12 protein-coding genes are annotated in these 16234 nt (G+C 71.8%); 6 read left to right on the forward strand and 6 right to left on the reverse strand.

Translation table 11 applies throughout. The features are described 5' to 3' along the window. Positions 1–32: 32 nt before the first annotated feature. Genes ACLQ2R_RS13880 through ACLQ2R_RS13890 form a run of 3 tightly spaced genes read right to left on the reverse strand, consistent with a single transcriptional unit; the run spans position 33 to position 3171 of the window. The gene (locus tag ACLQ2R_RS13880) at positions 33–950 is read right to left on the reverse strand and encodes a carbohydrate ABC transporter permease (protein WP_425959883.1); all 918 of its coding nucleotides are present in this window, start codon (positions 948–950) and stop codon (positions 33–35) included. Beyond that, positions 950–1852: a carbohydrate ABC transporter permease gene (locus tag ACLQ2R_RS13885; protein ID WP_386246020.1), complete on the reverse strand. Its 903-nt coding sequence runs from the start codon at positions 1850–1852 to the stop codon at positions 950–952. Before ACLQ2R_RS13885 ends, ACLQ2R_RS13880 begins: the two co-directional genes overlap by 1 nt. Next, complete coding sequence (locus tag ACLQ2R_RS13890; RefSeq protein WP_425959884.1) at positions 1849–3171, reverse strand: ABC transporter substrate-binding protein; 1323 nt, start codon at positions 3169–3171, stop codon at positions 1849–1851. Before ACLQ2R_RS13890 ends, ACLQ2R_RS13885 begins: the two co-directional genes overlap by 4 nt. Before the next feature lie 357 nt (positions 3172–3528). On the opposite strand from ACLQ2R_RS13890, the gene ACLQ2R_RS13895 reads away from it, so the two are divergent. Both ACLQ2R_RS13895 and ACLQ2R_RS13900 read left to right on the forward strand, forming a co-directional pair. Next, positions 3529–5673, forward strand: a complete 2145-nt coding sequence (locus ACLQ2R_RS13895; protein ID WP_425959885.1) for a beta-galactosidase — start codon at positions 3529–3531, stop codon at positions 5671–5673. 92 nt (positions 5674–5765) lie between these two features. Then, the gene (locus tag ACLQ2R_RS13900) at positions 5766–7292 is read left to right on the forward strand and encodes a glycosyl hydrolase 53 family protein (RefSeq protein WP_425959886.1); all 1527 of its coding nucleotides are present in this window, start codon (positions 5766–5768) and stop codon (positions 7290–7292) included. Between the two features lie 269 nt (positions 7293–7561). Here ACLQ2R_RS13900 and ACLQ2R_RS13905 read toward each other — a convergent pair whose 3' ends face one another. From ACLQ2R_RS13905 to ACLQ2R_RS13915, 3 genes are all read right to left on the reverse strand, one after another. Continuing rightward, positions 7562–8989, reverse strand: coding sequence for an RICIN domain-containing protein (locus ACLQ2R_RS13905; protein ID WP_425959887.1), 1428 nt, complete (start codon positions 8987–8989; stop codon positions 7562–7564). A 266-nt stretch (positions 8990–9255) separates the two neighbouring features. Next, positions 9256–10119: an NAD(+)/NADH kinase gene (locus tag ACLQ2R_RS13910; protein ID WP_425959888.1), complete on the reverse strand. Its 864-nt coding sequence runs from the start codon at positions 10117–10119 to the stop codon at positions 9256–9258. A 134-nt stretch (positions 10120–10253) separates the two neighbouring features. Further along, positions 10254–10721, reverse strand: a complete 468-nt coding sequence (locus ACLQ2R_RS13915) for a hypothetical protein (protein WP_425959889.1) — start codon at positions 10719–10721, stop codon at positions 10254–10256. 436 nt (positions 10722–11157) lie between these two features. On the opposite strand from ACLQ2R_RS13915, the gene ACLQ2R_RS13920 reads away from it, so the two are divergent. The 4 genes from ACLQ2R_RS13920 to ACLQ2R_RS13935 all read left to right on the forward strand — a co-directional run bounded on the left by ACLQ2R_RS13920 (position 11158) and on the right by ACLQ2R_RS13935 (position 16183). Next, a complete protein-coding gene (locus ACLQ2R_RS13920; RefSeq protein WP_425959890.1) occupies positions 11158–11973 on the forward strand; it encodes a sulfotransferase family protein in 816 nt (271 codons plus the stop codon). After that, complete coding sequence (locus tag ACLQ2R_RS13925; RefSeq protein WP_425959891.1) at positions 11970–13166, forward strand: glycosyltransferase family 4 protein; 1197 nt, start codon at positions 11970–11972, stop codon at positions 13164–13166. Before ACLQ2R_RS13920 ends, ACLQ2R_RS13925 begins: the two co-directional genes overlap by 4 nt. Before the next feature lie 532 nt (positions 13167–13698). Beyond that, positions 13699–15093: a family 2B encapsulin nanocompartment shell protein gene (locus ACLQ2R_RS13930; protein WP_425959892.1), complete on the forward strand. Its 1395-nt coding sequence runs from the start codon at positions 13699–13701 to the stop codon at positions 15091–15093. Positions 15094–15133: 40 nt separating this feature from the next. Then, positions 15134–16183, forward strand: a complete 1050-nt coding sequence (locus tag ACLQ2R_RS13935; protein WP_425959893.1) for a family 2 encapsulin nanocompartment cargo protein polyprenyl transferase — start codon at positions 15134–15136, stop codon at positions 16181–16183. Positions 16184–16234 lie beyond the last annotated feature (51 nt).

Consider the following 16234-nt stretch of genomic DNA (forward strand, 5'->3'; position numbering starts at 1 on the left):
GGCGGTCCGCCGACCGCCGGGCGCCTCGGTCGTCAGGCTTTCACGGCCCCGCCGGCCAGGTCGGTCCGCCAGTAGCGTTGCATGGTCAGGAAGAGCGCGATCAGCGGGATGATCGACAGCAGGGTGCCGGTGAGGATCAGGTTGTACAGCGAGGGCTGGTTGGCCCCGGCGGCCAGCAGCGTGTAGAGGCCCACGGTCAGCGGGAACCGCTGGTCGTCGCCCAGCATGATGAACGGCAGCAGGAAGTTGTTCCAGATCGCGACGAACTGGAACAGGAAGACGGTCACCATGCCCGGCAGCATCAGCGGCAGGGCCACCCGCCGCAGCAGCAGCAGGTGCCCGGCGCCGTCGATGCGTCCCGCCTCCAGCAGGACGTCCGGGACGGCCGCCCCCGCGTAGACGCGCGCGAGATAGATGCCGTACGGGCTCAGGATCTGCGGCAGCAGGACCGACCAGTAGGTGTCGGCGAGCCCGACCCGGGCGAACAGCAGGTACTGCGGGATGGCCAGCACCACCGACGGCACCAGGACACCGCCGAGCAGCAGGTTGAAGATGACGTTCCGGCCGGGGAAGCGGTACTTGGCCAGGGCGTAGCCGGAGACCGCGGAGACGGCGGTGGACAGCAGGGCGCCGCCTCCGGCGTACAGCAGCGTGTTGAGCATCCACAGCCAGAACACGCCGTCGCGGTAGGCGGCCAGGTCGGCGAGGTTGGACAGCAGGCCGGTGCCGGGCGCGAAGGTCGGGGTGGAGAACAGCTCCGCCTTGGACTTGGTGGCGGCCACCAGCACCCAGCCGACCGGCAGCAGGCAGTACAGCGCGCCCAGCAGCAGGATCGCGGTCGGGACGATGCCGACCGGCCGTCGCCCGGGCGGGGCGGCGCGGTGGGGTGCGGCCGCCCTTCCCGGCCGCCCGGGCCTCCCGGGCCTCTCGGGCAGGGTGGTCGCGGCCATCAGCCCTCCCCTCCGAAGGCGCGGTCCCGGACCAGGCGCAGGAAGCCGAACGACAGGACGAGGGAGATCGCCGCGATGACGATCGAGGTGGCGGCGGCCGAGTAGAGGTCGCCGGTGACGAAGGCGTCGCGGTAGACCTTCATGAGCGGGCTCCAGGTCGAGCTGATCGTGTTCGTCAGGGGCCGCAGGGTGGTCGGCTCGGTGAACACCTGGACGGTGGCGATGATGGAGAACACCGTGGTCAGGATGATCGCGGGCAGCAGGATCGGGATCTTGATCCGGAGCGCCACCTGCAGCTCGCTCGCCCCGTCCATCCTGGCGGCCTCGTAGTAGCTCCTGGGCACGGCCCGCAGCGCGGTGTAGAGCACCAGCATGTTGAAGCCGACGCCGCCCCAGACCGCCACGTTGGCCATGGAGAAGACCACCGCTCCGGTGCCGAGCAGGTCGACGTCGAGCACCTGGCGGATCGGGCTGAGGCTCGGCAGGTACAGAAAGCCCCAGATCAGGGTGGCCGCCACGCCCGGCACCGCGTACGGCAGGAAGACGGAGATCCTGGAGAAGCGGGCCAGGCGCACGTGCGCGGAGTCCAGCAGCAGCGCGAACAGCAGGGCCAGGCCGAGCATGACGGCGAGCACCAGCAGGCCGTAGCCCAGCACGCGCAGCCAGCCCGCCCACAGCTCGCCGTCGCGCAGGGTCGCGGTGTAGTTGTCGAGACCCGCGTAGACCTCGCGGCGCGACCCCTTGCCCAGGCCCAGCCCGGACACCTTGGTGCGGCGCAGGCTCAGGTAGGCGGTGTAGGCGACGGGGACGGCCATGAAGAGCGTGAACAGCGCCAGGGCGGGGGCGAGGAAGAGGTAGGGGACGGCGCTCGCGGTGCGGGCGCCGCCGTGCGGACGTGTCATGGGGCGATCTGGAATCCGGACTTCTGCATGTCGGCGACCGTCGCCTCCTGCATCTTCCCGACGGCGTCGGAGAAGACCGACCCGTCCTGGAGGGCCTTGTCGAAGGCGTCCTTGAAGGCGTTGTACGTCACGTTGACGTTGGGCCCGAAGGTGAACCCGCGCGCGGTGGCGGAGATCGCGGCGGCCTGCTGCCAGAAGTCGGGCTGGTTCGAGAAGTACTCCGGGGCCTCGCCGAGCAGGGTGCCGCCCTTGGTGGCGGCCGGGTAGACGGCCCCCTCCTTGACCAGCAGGGCCAGGGCCTCGGGGTCGGTGTTCAGCCAGGTCGCGAACTTCGCGGCGGCGGCCCGGTTGGGGGACTTGGCGGCGATCGCGGTGGAGGAGCCGCCCCAGAAGCCGCTGGCGTTCTCGCCGGCGCTCCACTGCGGCAGCGGGGCGATCGCCCACTTTCCCTTGCCCTTGGGTGCGTTGCTGGAGAGCACGCCGGGACCCCACACGGCCGACGGCCAGGTCAGCAGCCCGCCGTCGTTGAGCGCCTTGTTCCACTCGGGGGTGAAGTAGGGCTGGTCGTCGACGACGCCCTCCTTGACCAGGCCACCCCAGAAGTCGGCGACCTTCTTCGTCGGCTCGTCGTCGATCGCGACCTTCCAGGACTCGCCGCTGATCGACCACCACCGGGCGCCGGCCTGCTGGGCGAGGCCGACGAAGGAGCCGGGGTCCTTGCTGGAGAAGGTGCCGAGATAGGCCTTGGGGTCCTTCTTCCGTACGGCGCGGGCGGCCTCGGCGTACTCGTCCCAGGTCTTGGGCACCTCGATGCCGTACTTCTCGAACAGGTCGCGGCGGTAGTAGAGCATCATCGGGCCGCTGTCCTGGGGGAGGGCGTAGACGGCGTCGGTGCCGAGCGTGACCAGGCCCCAGATCCCCTCGCCGAACTCGCCCTTGGACCCCCCGGCCTCGGCGCCGATGTCGGCCACCGCGTCGGCGGCGACGAAGGAGGGCAGCATCTGGTACTCGGCCTGGACCAGGTCCGGGGGGTTGCCGGCCTTGGCGGCGGTCAGGAACTTGGCGGCGGCGTCGTCGCCCCCGGCCTGCTTGCTGATCGTGACCTGGACGTCGGGGTTCGCGGCGTTCCACACCGCCGCGATCTTGTCCATGTTGGGGACCCAGCTCCAGTACGTGAGCTTGACCGGCCCGGCGGGGGCCGAGCCCTGCGGACTCTGCGCGGCCGGGGCGGCCGGGTCCTGGGCGGCGCCGGAACACCCGGCGGCCAGGGCGGCGGCGAGGACCGTGGCCGCCGCGACGACGAGCCGTTTCGTATGCATGTGTTCCTCCGTGTCGGGCGGTCAGGGGAGAACGTGCCGGGGTGGCCGGGAGAGAGCGTGCCGGACGGTTCGGGGAGAACGGGTCGGACGATTCGGAGTGAGCGAGCGGGCCGGACGGTTCGGGGCGAGTGGGCCGGGGTGGTCGGGGAGAAGCGGGCCGGGCTACGGGGACGTTCCGGACCATGTCTGTGAACGTTCACAGACTGAAATCCCGCGAGACGTGCTGTCAATGACCGTTACATTCTTGTTAATCCCTGGTGCTTACGAAGGTCCGTGATCCTTCCCCGCAGACCTCTTCCCCGGGTGCCGGTCCTGCATTACTGTGCACGTTCACAGAAGACATCCGAGGGGGAGGCGTTGACCGGATATCCCGTCCTGCCGGAGGGCATCGCGTACGGCGGGGACTACAACCCCGAGCAGTGGCCGGAGGAGGTCTGGCGCGAGGACGTCCGGCTGATGCGCGAGGCCGGGGTGAACCTGGTCAGCCTCGGCATCTTCAACTGGAGCCAGATCGAGCCCGCCGAGGGCGTTCACGACTTCGACCGGCTGGACCGGATCATCGACCTGCTGGACGCCGCGGGCGTCCACGTCGACCTGGCGACGCCGACCTCGTCCCCGCCCGCCTGGTTCAGGAGGGCCCACCCCGGCGCGCGCCTCGTCGACCGGGAGGGCCGCGTCATCGCCGGCGGCTCCCGGCACAGCTTCTGCCCCAGCTCACCGGAGTACGCCGCCGCCTCCGAGCGGATCGCCGCCGAGCTCGCCGCCCGCTACGCCGCCCACCCGGCGGTCGTCATGTGGCACGTGCACAACGAGTACGGCTGGGCGAACGCGCGCTGCTACTGCGAGACCTCGGCCGAGGCGTTCCGCGACTGGCTGCGCGAGCGGCACGGGGACGTGGCAGCCCTCAACGCCGCGTGGGGCACCGCGTTCTGGGGGCTGACCTACGGCTCGTTCGAGGAGGTGGAGCCGCCCAGGCTCGCACCGGTGGGCCTGCTGACCGCCCTGCAGCTCGACTACGCCCGCTTCTCCGTGGACGCGCACATCGCCAACTTCCGCCGCGAGCGCGACGCGATCCGCCGGTTCGGCGACCTGCCGGTCACCACCAACTTCATGATCCCCAACTGCGAGCCGATGGACTACTGGCGGTGGGCGGACGAGGTGGACGTCGTCTCCAACGACCACTACCTCGACGCCGGGCGCGCCGACGGCCACATCGAGCTCGCCATGGCGGCCGACCTCACCCGCTCGGTGGCGGGCGGGCGTCCCTGGATGCTCATGGAGCACTCCACCGGCGCCGTCAACTGGCAGCCGCGCAACCTCGCCAAGCGTCCCGGGGAGATGCGGCGCAACAGCCTCGCCCACGTCGCCCGGGGGTCGGACTCGGTGCTGTTCTTCCAGTGGCGGGCCTCGCGCCACGGCGCCGAGAAGTTCCACTCGGCGATGCTGCCGCACGCCGGGACCGGCTCGGAGCTGTGGGGCGACGTGGTCGCCCTCGGCGCCGACCTGCGCGCCCTGGCGGGGGTGCGCGGCTCCCGGGTCGAGGCCGAGGTCGCGCTGGTGTGGGACTGGGAGGCGTACTGGGCGCTGGAGCTGGAGTGGCGGCCCTCGGTGGACCTGAGGTTCCGCGAGCGGGTGGAGGCCTACTACGAGGCGCTGTGGCGCGAGCACGTGACCGTCGACTTCGTCCACCCCCGCGCCGACCTGTCGGCGTACCGGCTGGTGGTCGCGCCGAGCTCCTACCTGCTCACCGAGGCGGCGGGCAAGAACCTGCGCCGCTACGTCGAGGGGGGCGGTCACCTGGTCGTCTCCTACTTCTCCGGGATCGTCGACGAGAACGACACCATCCACCCGGGCGCCCACCCCGGTGCGCTGCGCGACGTGCTCGGCCTGTCGGTGGAGGAGTTCCACCCGCTGCCGGAGAACGGCACGGTCGGCGTCGGCGCCGCGAGTGTCGATGCCGGCACCGATGCCGACACCGACACCGACGCCGGGAGCGGGAACGCGGGTCTCGGTGGTCGGGGGCACGACGGGATCGCGGGCCGGACGAACGGCCGGATCTGGTCGGAGCGGGTCCGTCTCGCCGGGGCGCGCGCCGTGGGCGTCTTCACCGGCGGGCCGGACGCGGGCCACCCCGCGGTGACCCGTCACGAGCTGGGCGCGGGCACCGCCTGGTACGTCGCGACCGCCCTCGACCCGTCTCCCGACGCGGCTTCCGGCCTGGATCCCCTCCCGCCCCCCGTTCCCGAAGCGGGCGGCGGGGATCTGCGGACGCTGCTGCGCGCGGTGCTCGACCGGGCGGGCGTGTCCCGCCCGCGCGACCTGCCCGACAGCCTCGAACTCGTCCGCCGGGGCCGTCACCTCTTCCTGCTCAACCACGGAGACGAGCCGGTCACCGTCGCGGGGGTGAACGGGACCGGCCTCCTCGACGGCGCGGAGCACGCCGGGTCGGCGACCGTACCGGCCGGAGGCGTCGCCGTCGTCGAGCTCGCGGGAAACACATGATCTCCCCTCGTGCCGCGCCGGCAACCTGACCGCGGCGCGTCACCGGGGGCCTCGGGGGACCGTCCGACCACCCCTTCCCAGAGTGAGGACCCATGAAGAAGATCCTGGTGGCGCTGCTGACCTGCGCCGCCGCGGTCCTGGCGCCGTTACCGGCCCAGGCCGCCTCGACGATCGTCAACGGCGGCTTCGAGACGGGCGGTGCCGTCGCGGCGCCGTCCGGATGGAGCACCACCGGCACCGCCGCCGCCGACTACTCCGAGGCCGGCGGGCATGCCGGCTCCCTGCGCCTGTCCCACTGGTCCGCGAACGCCTACACCGTCGAGACCCACCAGACGCTGACCGGCCTGACCTCGGGCACCTACACGCTCCGGGCCTGGGTCAGGGCCGGGGCGATGAGCCAGAGCTGGATCGCGCTGAGGAACTGCGGCCCGGCGGAGAAGCGCACCTACCTGCCGGTCGGCTCCTCCGAGTGGATCAGGATCGCGGTCACCCAGACCGTGACCGTCGGCAGGTGCACCGTCGGCCTCGCCTCCTCGGCGGCGGCCGGCGGCTGGGCCAACTTCGACGACGTGACCTTCACCCCGGGCGCCGCGACGCTCGCCGTCAGGGGAGGCGACACCTCCAGCCTGGCCAAGTCCGAGGCCCTCGGCGGCAGGTACCACACCGCCTCGGGCACCCGCGGGGACGCCCTGGGGATCCTGCGCTCGGCCGGCATGAACCTCGTCCGGCTCAAGGTGTGGGTGAACCCGGCCGACGGCTACAACGACAAGGCGCACGTGCTGGCCGTGGCCAGGCGCGTCAAGGCCCAGGGGATGGGCCTGCTGGTCGACTTCCACTACTCCGACACCTGGGCCGACCCCGGCAAGCAGTACAAGCCCGCCGCGTGGACCGGCCGCACGTTCGCGCAGCTCAAGACCGCCGTGTACGACCACACCTACGACGTGCTGAACGCCCTCAAGGCGCAGGGCACGACCGCCGACATGGTCCAGGTCGGCAACGAGATCAACGACGGCATGCTCTGGGAGGAGGGCCGCAGCGCGAACTTCGGCAACCTCGCCCAGCTCCTGAACTCCGGCTACGACGCGGTCAAGGCGGTGTCGTCCTCGACGAGGGTCGTGCTGCACCTGGCCGAGGGCGGCGACAACGCGCTGTTCCGCTGGTGGTTCGACAGCGCCGCGGCGGGCGGTGTCCGCTACGACGTGATCGGCGTGTCCTACTACCCCTACTGGCACGGCACGCTGGGCGAGTTCCAGACCAACATCGACGACATCGCCTCCCGGTACGGCAGGCCCGTCCTGCTGGCCGAGACCGCCTACCCCTTCACCACCGGCAACGACGACGGACTGACCAACATCATCACCGCGGCGACGCCCTACCCCGGCTACCCGGCCTCCCCGGCGGGCCAGTCGGCGATGCTCCGCGACGTGGCGAGCATCGTGCAGGCCGTGCCGAACGGCCGGGGGCTCGGCTTCGTCTACTGGGAGCCCGCCTGGACGGCGGTGACCGGCAACGGCTGGGACCCGGCCGACCCGTCCTCGGGCAACGGCTGGGAGAACCAGGCGCTGTTCGACTTCGCCGACCGGGCCCTGCCCGCGCTGGCGCAGTTCGCCCCCCGCTGAACCACCGCCCCCGGCCCTCGCCGAGCCGCGCCGCCTTTCGGAACGGGTCCCGGGAACGCGTGTGACCGGGTCCTGTTGGGGACCCGGTCACACGCGGGGATCGTCGCCTCGTCCGGCCCGCCGGGTCCTCGGACCCGGCCGGTCCGGTGTGAGGCCTGAGACGCGAGGCGGGGTGGGGCGGCCGGGCCGCCCCACCCCGCCCCGCGCGTCCCGCTCCGGATCGGCCCCGGTCAGGGAGGCCGGTCCGGGACGAACAGGGACGGGCGGGGTCAGACGGAGATCCGGCCGGCGCCGGCGCCCGAGGTCACGATCGACTTGACGCCGGAGGCGGTGTCGAGGGAGTAGGAGTAGGGGATGGAGGCCACGCTGCCGCCGGCCTGGCCGCTGCCGGAGCCGACGAAGTGGTTGTTGCGGGCGACCAGGGTGCCCGGGCCGGAGTCGCCCTCACCGAGGTGGTAGGGGTCGTCGGTGTTCTCGAAGTAGTTGCCCTCGACCAGGACGCCCGCGCCCTCGGTCGAGGCCACCCCGTAGCCGCTGACGCCGCCGTAGTAGTTGTTGTAGACGTGCACCGGGTTGCCGAAGCGCACGCGCGGGTGGCGCTGGGTGGTGGCGTCGAACCAGTTGTGGTGGTAGGTCACCCGCAGGTGCCCCCTGTCCTCGCTGCCGTTGCCGTCGTCGTGGCCGAGCAGCATGGACTTGTTGTGGTTGGTCACCTTGTTCCAGGAGACGGTGACGTAGTCACTGGCCCGCTTGACGTCCACCGCGCCGTCGTAGCCGTTGCTGAAGGTGTTGTGGTCGATCCAGACCCGGGTGGAGTACTGGACCTGGATGCCGTCGTCGTTCCAGTCGCGGAAACTGATGTTGCGGACGATGACGTTGGACGCGTTGGAGATGTTGAGGCCGCAGCCCGCGATCGTGGCGCCCGAGTTGCCGAGGACGGTCTTGTTCGAGCCGACCTTGAGCATCCCGGAGCAGGAGATCGTGCCCGAGACCCGGATGACCGCCGCGCTGCTCGACGACAGGGCGCTGCTCAGCGCCGAGGAGCTGGTGACCGTGGTCGTGGGGGCGTTGCCGCCGCCGGTGGTGCCGCCGCCCTGGGTCGCCCAGCCGGCCAGGCCGGTCTGGGGAGGATTGACGGTGGGCGTGACGGTCGGGGTCGGGGTCGGGTCGGGGTTGCCGCCGCCGGCCGGGACGAGCCGCCACTGCTTGGTGGCCGCCGAGTCGCAGGAGTTCTGCTGGACCAGGGCGCCGGAGGAGGTGGAGTTGTCCTTGGTGTTCAGGCACTTGCCGCCGTTGCCGTTGATCACCCGGTAGGTGGACCCGGACTGGCTCAGGTTCCAGTTCTGCGAGCTGCCGCCCGAGCAGCTCTGCTGCTGGACGGCCTTGCCGGCGGAGGTGCTCGCGTCCTGGACGCCCGCGCACAGGCCGCTGTGCGTGGCCTTGAGCGTGCCGCCGCCGCCGGTGACGGCCCAGGTCTGGCCCGCGCCGCCGCAGCCGTTCTGGGTGAGCTGGACCCCGCCGGCCGAGCTGGCGCCCGGCACGGTCAGGCACAGGCCGCTGGCGTTGTTGACCAGTGTGTAGTTCCCGGCGGCGGGCGCGGCGGAGGCCGCCGAGACCCCGGCCGCCGCTCCCGAGAGCGTCAGAGCCGCCACGGCGATCGCCGCACCGGCCGCCTTCCTGCTGATTCCGTGGAACACGGTCACGCTCCTTGCTGGTCGGGCAGGCCGGCGCGGCCTGCGCTTCGGGTCCCCCAGCGAGTACTCGCTGCTCACAGCTCGCGATCCACGCCTGTGAACGAACGTATCCACACGGTAGGTAAGCGCTTTCCCGATGTCAACAGGGCGGTGGAAGTTTCCTGACGGGGCTTGTCGGGAGGGGGTGCAGGTGGCAGTGGGCCGGGTGAGGCGGACGTACGGAGAGGGCGCCGCCCGGGACGCGCGGGGCGCCCGGGGGTGTGCGGAGGTCAGTCGACCTCGGCGCTGCCGTTCACGCGGAGCTTGCGGCGGGCGCGCTCGTAGAAGCTCGTCGTGCCGAGCCGGACCACCCAGGCCGCGGCCCGCATCGCCGTGACGGTGAGCTCGTCCCCGGACGACAGGTGCGCCCTGACCGCGCCGTCCACCTCCACGGCCAGCCTGCCGCTGGTCGGCAGCAGTTCGAGGGCGACCCTCTCGTCGGCCGAGAGCACGATGGCCCGGTTGAACGACGAGTGCGCCGCGGCGGGGACCACCAGGAACCCCTCCACGTTCGGCGAGACGATGGGGCCGCCCGCGGAGAAGCTGTAGGCGGTCGACCCGGTGGGGGTGGCCACAATCACCGCGTCGGCGGCGTACCGGACGAACGGGTGGCCCTCCACGGTGATCGCCACCGCCGAGAGCCCGTCGCCGGGGATCCGCACCAGGGCGATGTCGTTGAACGCGGTCATCATGGTGCCGTCGGGCAGGGTCACGCACACCGCCATACGCGGCTCGACCGTGTAGTCGTGGTTGTCGATGGCCGACAGCGCCGGGGGCAGCTCGTCGATGTCGATCTCCGCGAGGAACCCCAGCTTGCCGAGGTTGACGCCCAGGACCGGGGTTTTGCGGCCCGAGATGAGGCGCATGGTGCGCAGCATCGTGCCGTCGCCGCCGAGGCTGACGAGCAGGTCGGCGCGCTCGATCAGGGTCTCGGTGTCGACCGAGACCGCGCTGCAGTCGATGCGCCCCACCTCGTCGGGGAGCCCCATCACCGTGACGTCACGGCCCCGGGCCCACTCGACGATCGTGTCGATGGCCACCTTCGAATCGCGCTGCGGGTGCAGAACCAGCCCCACGGTCTTGACCATCCCCATGTCCCACACTGTACGGGGATCCGCCCGCCGCCCCGTACGCCGCCGGGGGCGGACCGGGCCGGGGCGGGCGGGACAGGCGGGCGGGGCGAGGGAGTGGGCAGGGTGACGGGCAAGGACCCGGTTCCCCCGGGGACTCAGTTCTGGCGGCGTCTCTTCAGCCGCGCCTCGTGGACGTGGCGCCGCCCGCCCGCCAGTTCCTCCCTGACCCGCCGCTCGACGTCGGCGAAGACGTCGTAGTAGCCGTCCTCGTACTCCTCCACGATCTGGAAGGTCCAGCGGCCGGGCAGCACGTCCCGGCCGATCAGCTCGCGGGTCACCAGCTCGGCCGTGTCCGCCCGGCCCGCGGCGCGCAGCAGCTCCACCGCCTCGTCGAGCTGGAAGTCGGCGTGCCCGGTCAGCTGGTGGAAGGAGTACAGGTGACCGCGGGCCCGCTCGGTGGTCTCCAGCGCCTCGGAGAGCTTGCCCAGCGCCTCGGCGGTCGCGTCGTCGACGTCCGGCGCCCGTTTCTCCGACGGATCCGCCCGGCTCGCGGACGGGTCCGGGTACGCGATCTCCGACGGTTCCTGGCCCGAGGGCGTCCCCGGACGTACGTCGTCGGTCACTGACATCTCCTCCTCGTGGGGGCGTGGCGGGCCCGGGACGGCGAGGCGTCGTGCCGCGCGGCCGGTACCGGGGTGCCCGGAGCCGGCCGGCGTCGGCCGCTCCCGGCCGCCGTCGGTCGCTGTGCCGTCTGAGCTGTGGAAACGTGCCACTACCCCGGCCGGAGCCGGTGAATCGCCCGCCGGCGCGTGATCCGGCCCGGTGCGCGGGCCGCAGGTGTCCCCGGGGACGCACTTCCGGAACACAGAGGTGATGTTGGGTGAACACACAGTGAAATGCCAGGAAAGGCGGATAGCCTGCATCGCCATGAACTGGCAGCGTAAGGCCAACGATGCCCTTGTTCGGCTGACCGGATTCCAGCTTAACCGAGTAGGGAAAGAGGGATCAACGACGGGCGTGCGATCCCCGGCCCCGAGACCCTCAGCCCCGAGACCCTCGGTGGCCGAGGAGCCGTTCAGGCCGCCCGCCGACCCCGCGACCGACCGCCTGCTGGTCGCCCCGATCTTCATCCTCTCGCCGGTCAGGTCCGGCTCCACCCTGCTGCGCTCCCTGCTCAACGCCCACTCCACGCTGCACGCCCCGCACGAACTGCACGTCCGCAGGCTGAGGGTCGAGTTCGGCACCTCGCTGGCGGAGAGGGCGATGGGGGCGCTCGGGCACGACCGGGCCGACCTGGAGCACCTGCTGTGGGACCGGGTCCTCCACCGGGAGCTGGTCAGGAGCGGTAAGACGTCCATCGTGGACAAGACGCCGGCCAACGCCTTCGCCCACCGGCGGATCGCCGCCTGCTGGCCGGACGCGCGGTTCGTCTTCCTGCTGCGCCATCCGGCGTCCGTGGCGCGGTCGTGGCACGAGGCCGGTGGGGGCAGGAGGACGCCGGAGGAGGCGGCACTGGACGCCCTGCGCTACATGAAGGCCGTCCAGCGGGCGCGCGGGGCGCTGTCCGGATGCACCGTGCGCTACGAGGACCTGACCGCCGACCCGGAGACGCAGGCGCGCCGCCTGTGCGACTTCCTCGGCATCGGCTGGGAGCCGGAGATGCTGGCGTACGGCGAGCAGGCCGTGCTGGAGAAGGGACTCGGCGACTGGAAGGACAAGATCCGCTCGGGGACCGTGCAGCCCGGGCGCGACCTGCCGGGTCCGGACGAGATCCCCGAGGCGCTCAGGCCGATGTGCCGGAGCTGGGGATACCTGCCGCCCGGGGGAGGCCCCGAGGAGGGCTCCGAGGGGAGTTTCGCGGGGGAGCGGGCATGACGGCGCCGCGCCCGGGGGCGATGCGCATCCGCTACCTGCTCCTGCACGCCTACGGCATGGGCGGGACGATCCGGACGGTGATCAACCAGGCGAACGCGATGGCCGCCGCGGGACACGACGTCGAGATCGCCAGCGTGGTGCGCCGCAGGGAGAGGCCGCAGTTCCCGATCGACGGGCGCGTCCGCCTCCTGACCCTCTCCGACCAGCGCCGCGCCCGGCCCGTCGACTCGACGGCGCGCCGGGCCTGGCGGCGGATCCGCGGCAAGATCGTGCCCGCGGGCGAGTTCGCCGCCTCCTACTTCACCGAGCGCGTGGAACGGTCCGTCATCGACTACGTCTCCGCCCTGGAGGGCGGCGTCCTGGTCACCACGCGCCCCGCGCTGAACCTCGTCTCCGCCCGCCGCGGCCCGGCCGGCGTCGTCAGGGTCGCGCAGGAGCACATGAACCTCGCCACCCATCCCGAGGCGGTCCGCGCGCAGATCGCCCGCCACTACGGCGCCCTCGACACGGTGGCGGTGCTCACCGGGACCGACCGCCGGGAGTACCAGGCGCTGCTGCCCGGCACCCCGGTGGTGCGCATCCCCAACGCGGTCGTCGCCGGGCCGGCGGCGGCCGGCGAGCCGCCCGGCCGCGAGGGCGGGGTCGTGGTCGCGGCCGGGCGCCTCGTCGGGCAGAAGGGCTTCGACCTGCTGATCCCGGCGTTCGGCAAGGTCGCCGAGCGCCACCCGGACTGGCGGCTGCGCATCTACGGCACCGGCCCGAGGAGGCAGGCGCTGCGGGCACTCCTGGCCGAGCACGGGCTGGCGGACGTCGTCGGCCTGATGGGAAGGACCGAGCGCCTGGACGAGGAGATGGCCAAGGCCTCCTTCTACGTGCTGAGCTCCCGGTTCGAGGGGTTGCCGATGGTGATGATCGAGGCGATGAGCCAGGCGCTGCCCGTCGTGGCCTTCGACTGCCCCACCGGCCCGGCCGACGTGCTCACCCCCGAGGTCGACGGGCTGCTCGTTCCGCCCGGGGACGTCGACGCGCTGGCGGCGGCGATGATCCGGCTCGTCGAGGACCCCGGCCTGCGGCGCCGGTTGGGCGCCGCCGCGGCCGTCACCGCGCGCGAGTACGCCCCCGGCGTCATCATGCCGCTCTGGGAGAACCTGTTCTCGGAACTGCTGGAACGCCGCCGGGAGAAACCACTCTGAGCGCCTTTGGGCCTTTGGGCCTTTCCGAAAATCACCCCGACCGGCTCCGCGCACACCCGTACATACCCATTCGCATCCGCGCACACCCGCGCACACCCGTGCGCCTCCTTGCGTGTCCGCGTACGTCGCGCGCGGCCGCGGTAGCGAATGGGGCCGTGCCACGGAAGCGGTCACGAACCCGGGTGGTATGGCCCGGTTTCAGGAGCTGTTCCGGAAATTACGCTCGATCATCCGACTAGCCGTACTTCTCCTAAAGAGATCGTTCACGTGTGCTCTGGCGGTATTGATAAAACATATTTAATTTTTCCGGTTTTATGATCTGAGTCTTTACCGAAATCCGACCGGATCGTATTCGCTGCTTGACAATTCATTTAACGGCCACCCAAAATGTGAGGCGTCCACGACGGCGGGCCGTATTCGGTTCCGCGCGTCGGGGGGTCGACGATTCCGCCTTTTCCGGCACCATTGATCGCCGTTTTCCCCTGGTCGATTCATGCCTTCTTCTCCCTGTCGGTACGAGTACGGATCGGTGGTGTGTGTTGTGACGGAGCCCGAGGTCGGCCGGTCGCAGCTCAGTCTGAGCACGGAAGCCGCGCGCAATCTGGCGACGACGACCAAGTCGACCCCCCAGATGCAGGAGATCACCTCGCGGTGGCTGCTGCGGATGCTGCCCTGGGTGCAGGTGTCGGGCGGCACCTACCGGGTCAACCGGCGGCTGAGCTACACGCTCGGTGACGGCCGGGTGAGCTTCACCAACACCGGGTCACAGGTGGCGGTCATCCCCGCCGAGCTCTGCGAGCTGCCCCTGCTGCGCGGGTTCGACGACTCCGGCGTGCTCGACGCGCTGGCGGGCCGTTTCGTCCAGCGGGACTTCCAGGCCGGGGACGTGCTCGTGGAGGCGGGACGGCCCGCCGACGAGGTGATCCTCATCGCGCACGGCAAGGTCAACAAGCTCGGCACCGGGCCGTACGGCGACGAGATCGTGCTGACGGTGCTGGCGGCGGGCGACCACTTCGGCGACGAGACGCTGACGGTGACGGAGGACACCTGGCCGTTCACCGCCAAGGCGGTCACCGGCGGCACGGCGATGGTCCTGCCCCAGCAGGCGTTCCTGGAGGTGGCCGAGCAGTCCGAGCGGCTCCGCGAGCACCTGCTGCTGCGGGAGGCCGCCGCTCGGGGCCCGCAGAACAAGTACGGCGAGGCCGCCGTCGAGGTGGCCGCCGGGCACGCCGGGGAGCCCGACCTGCCGGGCACGTTCGTCGACTACGAGCTCATCCCGCGCGAGTACCAGCTGAGCGTGGCCCAGACGGTCCTGCGGGTGCACAGCCGGGTGGCCGACCTCTACAACGACCCGATGGACCAGGTCGAGCAGCAGCTCCGGCTGACGATCGAGGTACTGCGCGAGCGGCAGGAGCACGAGCTGATCAACAACCGGGAGTTCGGGCTGCTGCACAACGCCGACCTCAAGCAGCGGATCCACACCCGCACCGGGCCGCCGACCCCCGACGACCTCGACGACCTGCTCAGCCGCCGCAGGAGCACCAGCTTCTTCCTGGCCCACCCGCACGCCATCGCGGCGTTCGGCCGCGAGTGCAACGCGCGCGGTCTCTACCCGCAGGGTGTCGACGTCGGGGGCAGCGGGGTGCCCGCCTGGCGGGGCGTCCCGATCTTCTCCTGCAGCAAGATCCCCATCACCGCGACCCGCACCACCTCGATCCTGGCCATGCGGGTCGGCGAGGACAACCAGGGGGTCGTCGGCCTGCACCAGACCGGCATCCCCGACGAGTACCAGCCCAGCCTGTCGGTCCGGTTCATGGGGATCAGCGAGAAGGCGATCATCTCCTACCTGGTCAGCGCCTACTACTCCGCGGCCGTCCTGGTGCCCGACGCGCTCGGCATCCTGGAGGACGTCGAGATCGGCCACTGAAGCAGGGGAAAGGGGACGGAGCCGGACGAGGAGAGAGAGCATGACGACCGTCGAGACGACCGGGACGGCCAGGGACGGGCGTTCCGCGAGCGAGGTGCTGGTCTGGAGCCGGAGCCTGGTCGAGGCCACCCTGCGACCGGCCGCCGACACGCTGCCCGCCTCGATGAGGCGCATCGCCGGCTATCACTTCGGCTGGTGGGACGAGCGGGGCGAGCCGTCCGAGGCGGGCGGTGGCAAGGCGTTCCGCCCGGCGCTGGCCCTGCTGTCCGCCGAGGCCGCCGGCGGCGGCGCGGCCTCGGCGCTCCGACCGGCCGCGGCCGTCGAGCTGGCGCACGACTTCTCCCTCCTGCACGACGACGTGATGGACGGCGACCGGACCCGCCGTCACCGTCCCACGGCCTGGGCCGTGTTCGGGATCAGCCCGGCCATCCTGGCCGGTGACGCGCTGCTGACGCTGGCCTTCGACGTCCTGGCGAGCGGAGGCGGCCCGATCACGGCCGAGGCGACGCGGATCTTCAGCGCCGCCGTCCAGGAGCTCCTGGACGGCCAGAACGCGGACGTCGCCTTCGAGGGGCGCCGGGACGTCGGCCCGGCCGAGTGCCTGGCGATGGCCGCGGGCAAGACCGGGGCCCTGCTGGGGTGCGCCTGCGCGCTCGGCGCCCTGTTCGGGGGCGGCGACCCCGGGCAGGTCGAGCACCTGGGCGCCTTCGGCAGGGATCTTGGGCTGGCGTTCCAGCTTGTCGACGACCTGCTGGGCATCTGGGGCGACCCCGAGGTGACCGGCAAGCCGGTCCACTCCGACCTGCGCAGCCGCAAGAAGTCCATCCCGGTCGTCGCGGCCCTCACCTCCGGCACACCGGCGGGGGGCGAGCTGGCCGGGCTCTACCACCGGCCGGAAGAGCTGTCCGGCTCCGAGCTGGCCCGCGCGGCCGACCTGGTGGAGGCCGCGGGAGGGCGGGACTGGACCAGGCTGGAGGCCGACGAGCTGCTCGCCCGGGCACTGCGCCACCTCGACGCGGCCGGCGCGCCGGCCCGGCCGGCCGCCGAGCTCGCCATGCTGGCCCGCCTCGTCACCCGCCGCGACCACTGAGCAGTCGACCACTGAGCCGTCACCCGTCACCCGTCACCAGTCACACGTCCC

This window comes from Streptosporangium sp. DT93, from assembly GCF_049844535.1.
Classification (GTDB): Bacteria; Actinomycetota; Actinomycetes; order Streptosporangiales; family Streptosporangiaceae; genus Streptosporangium.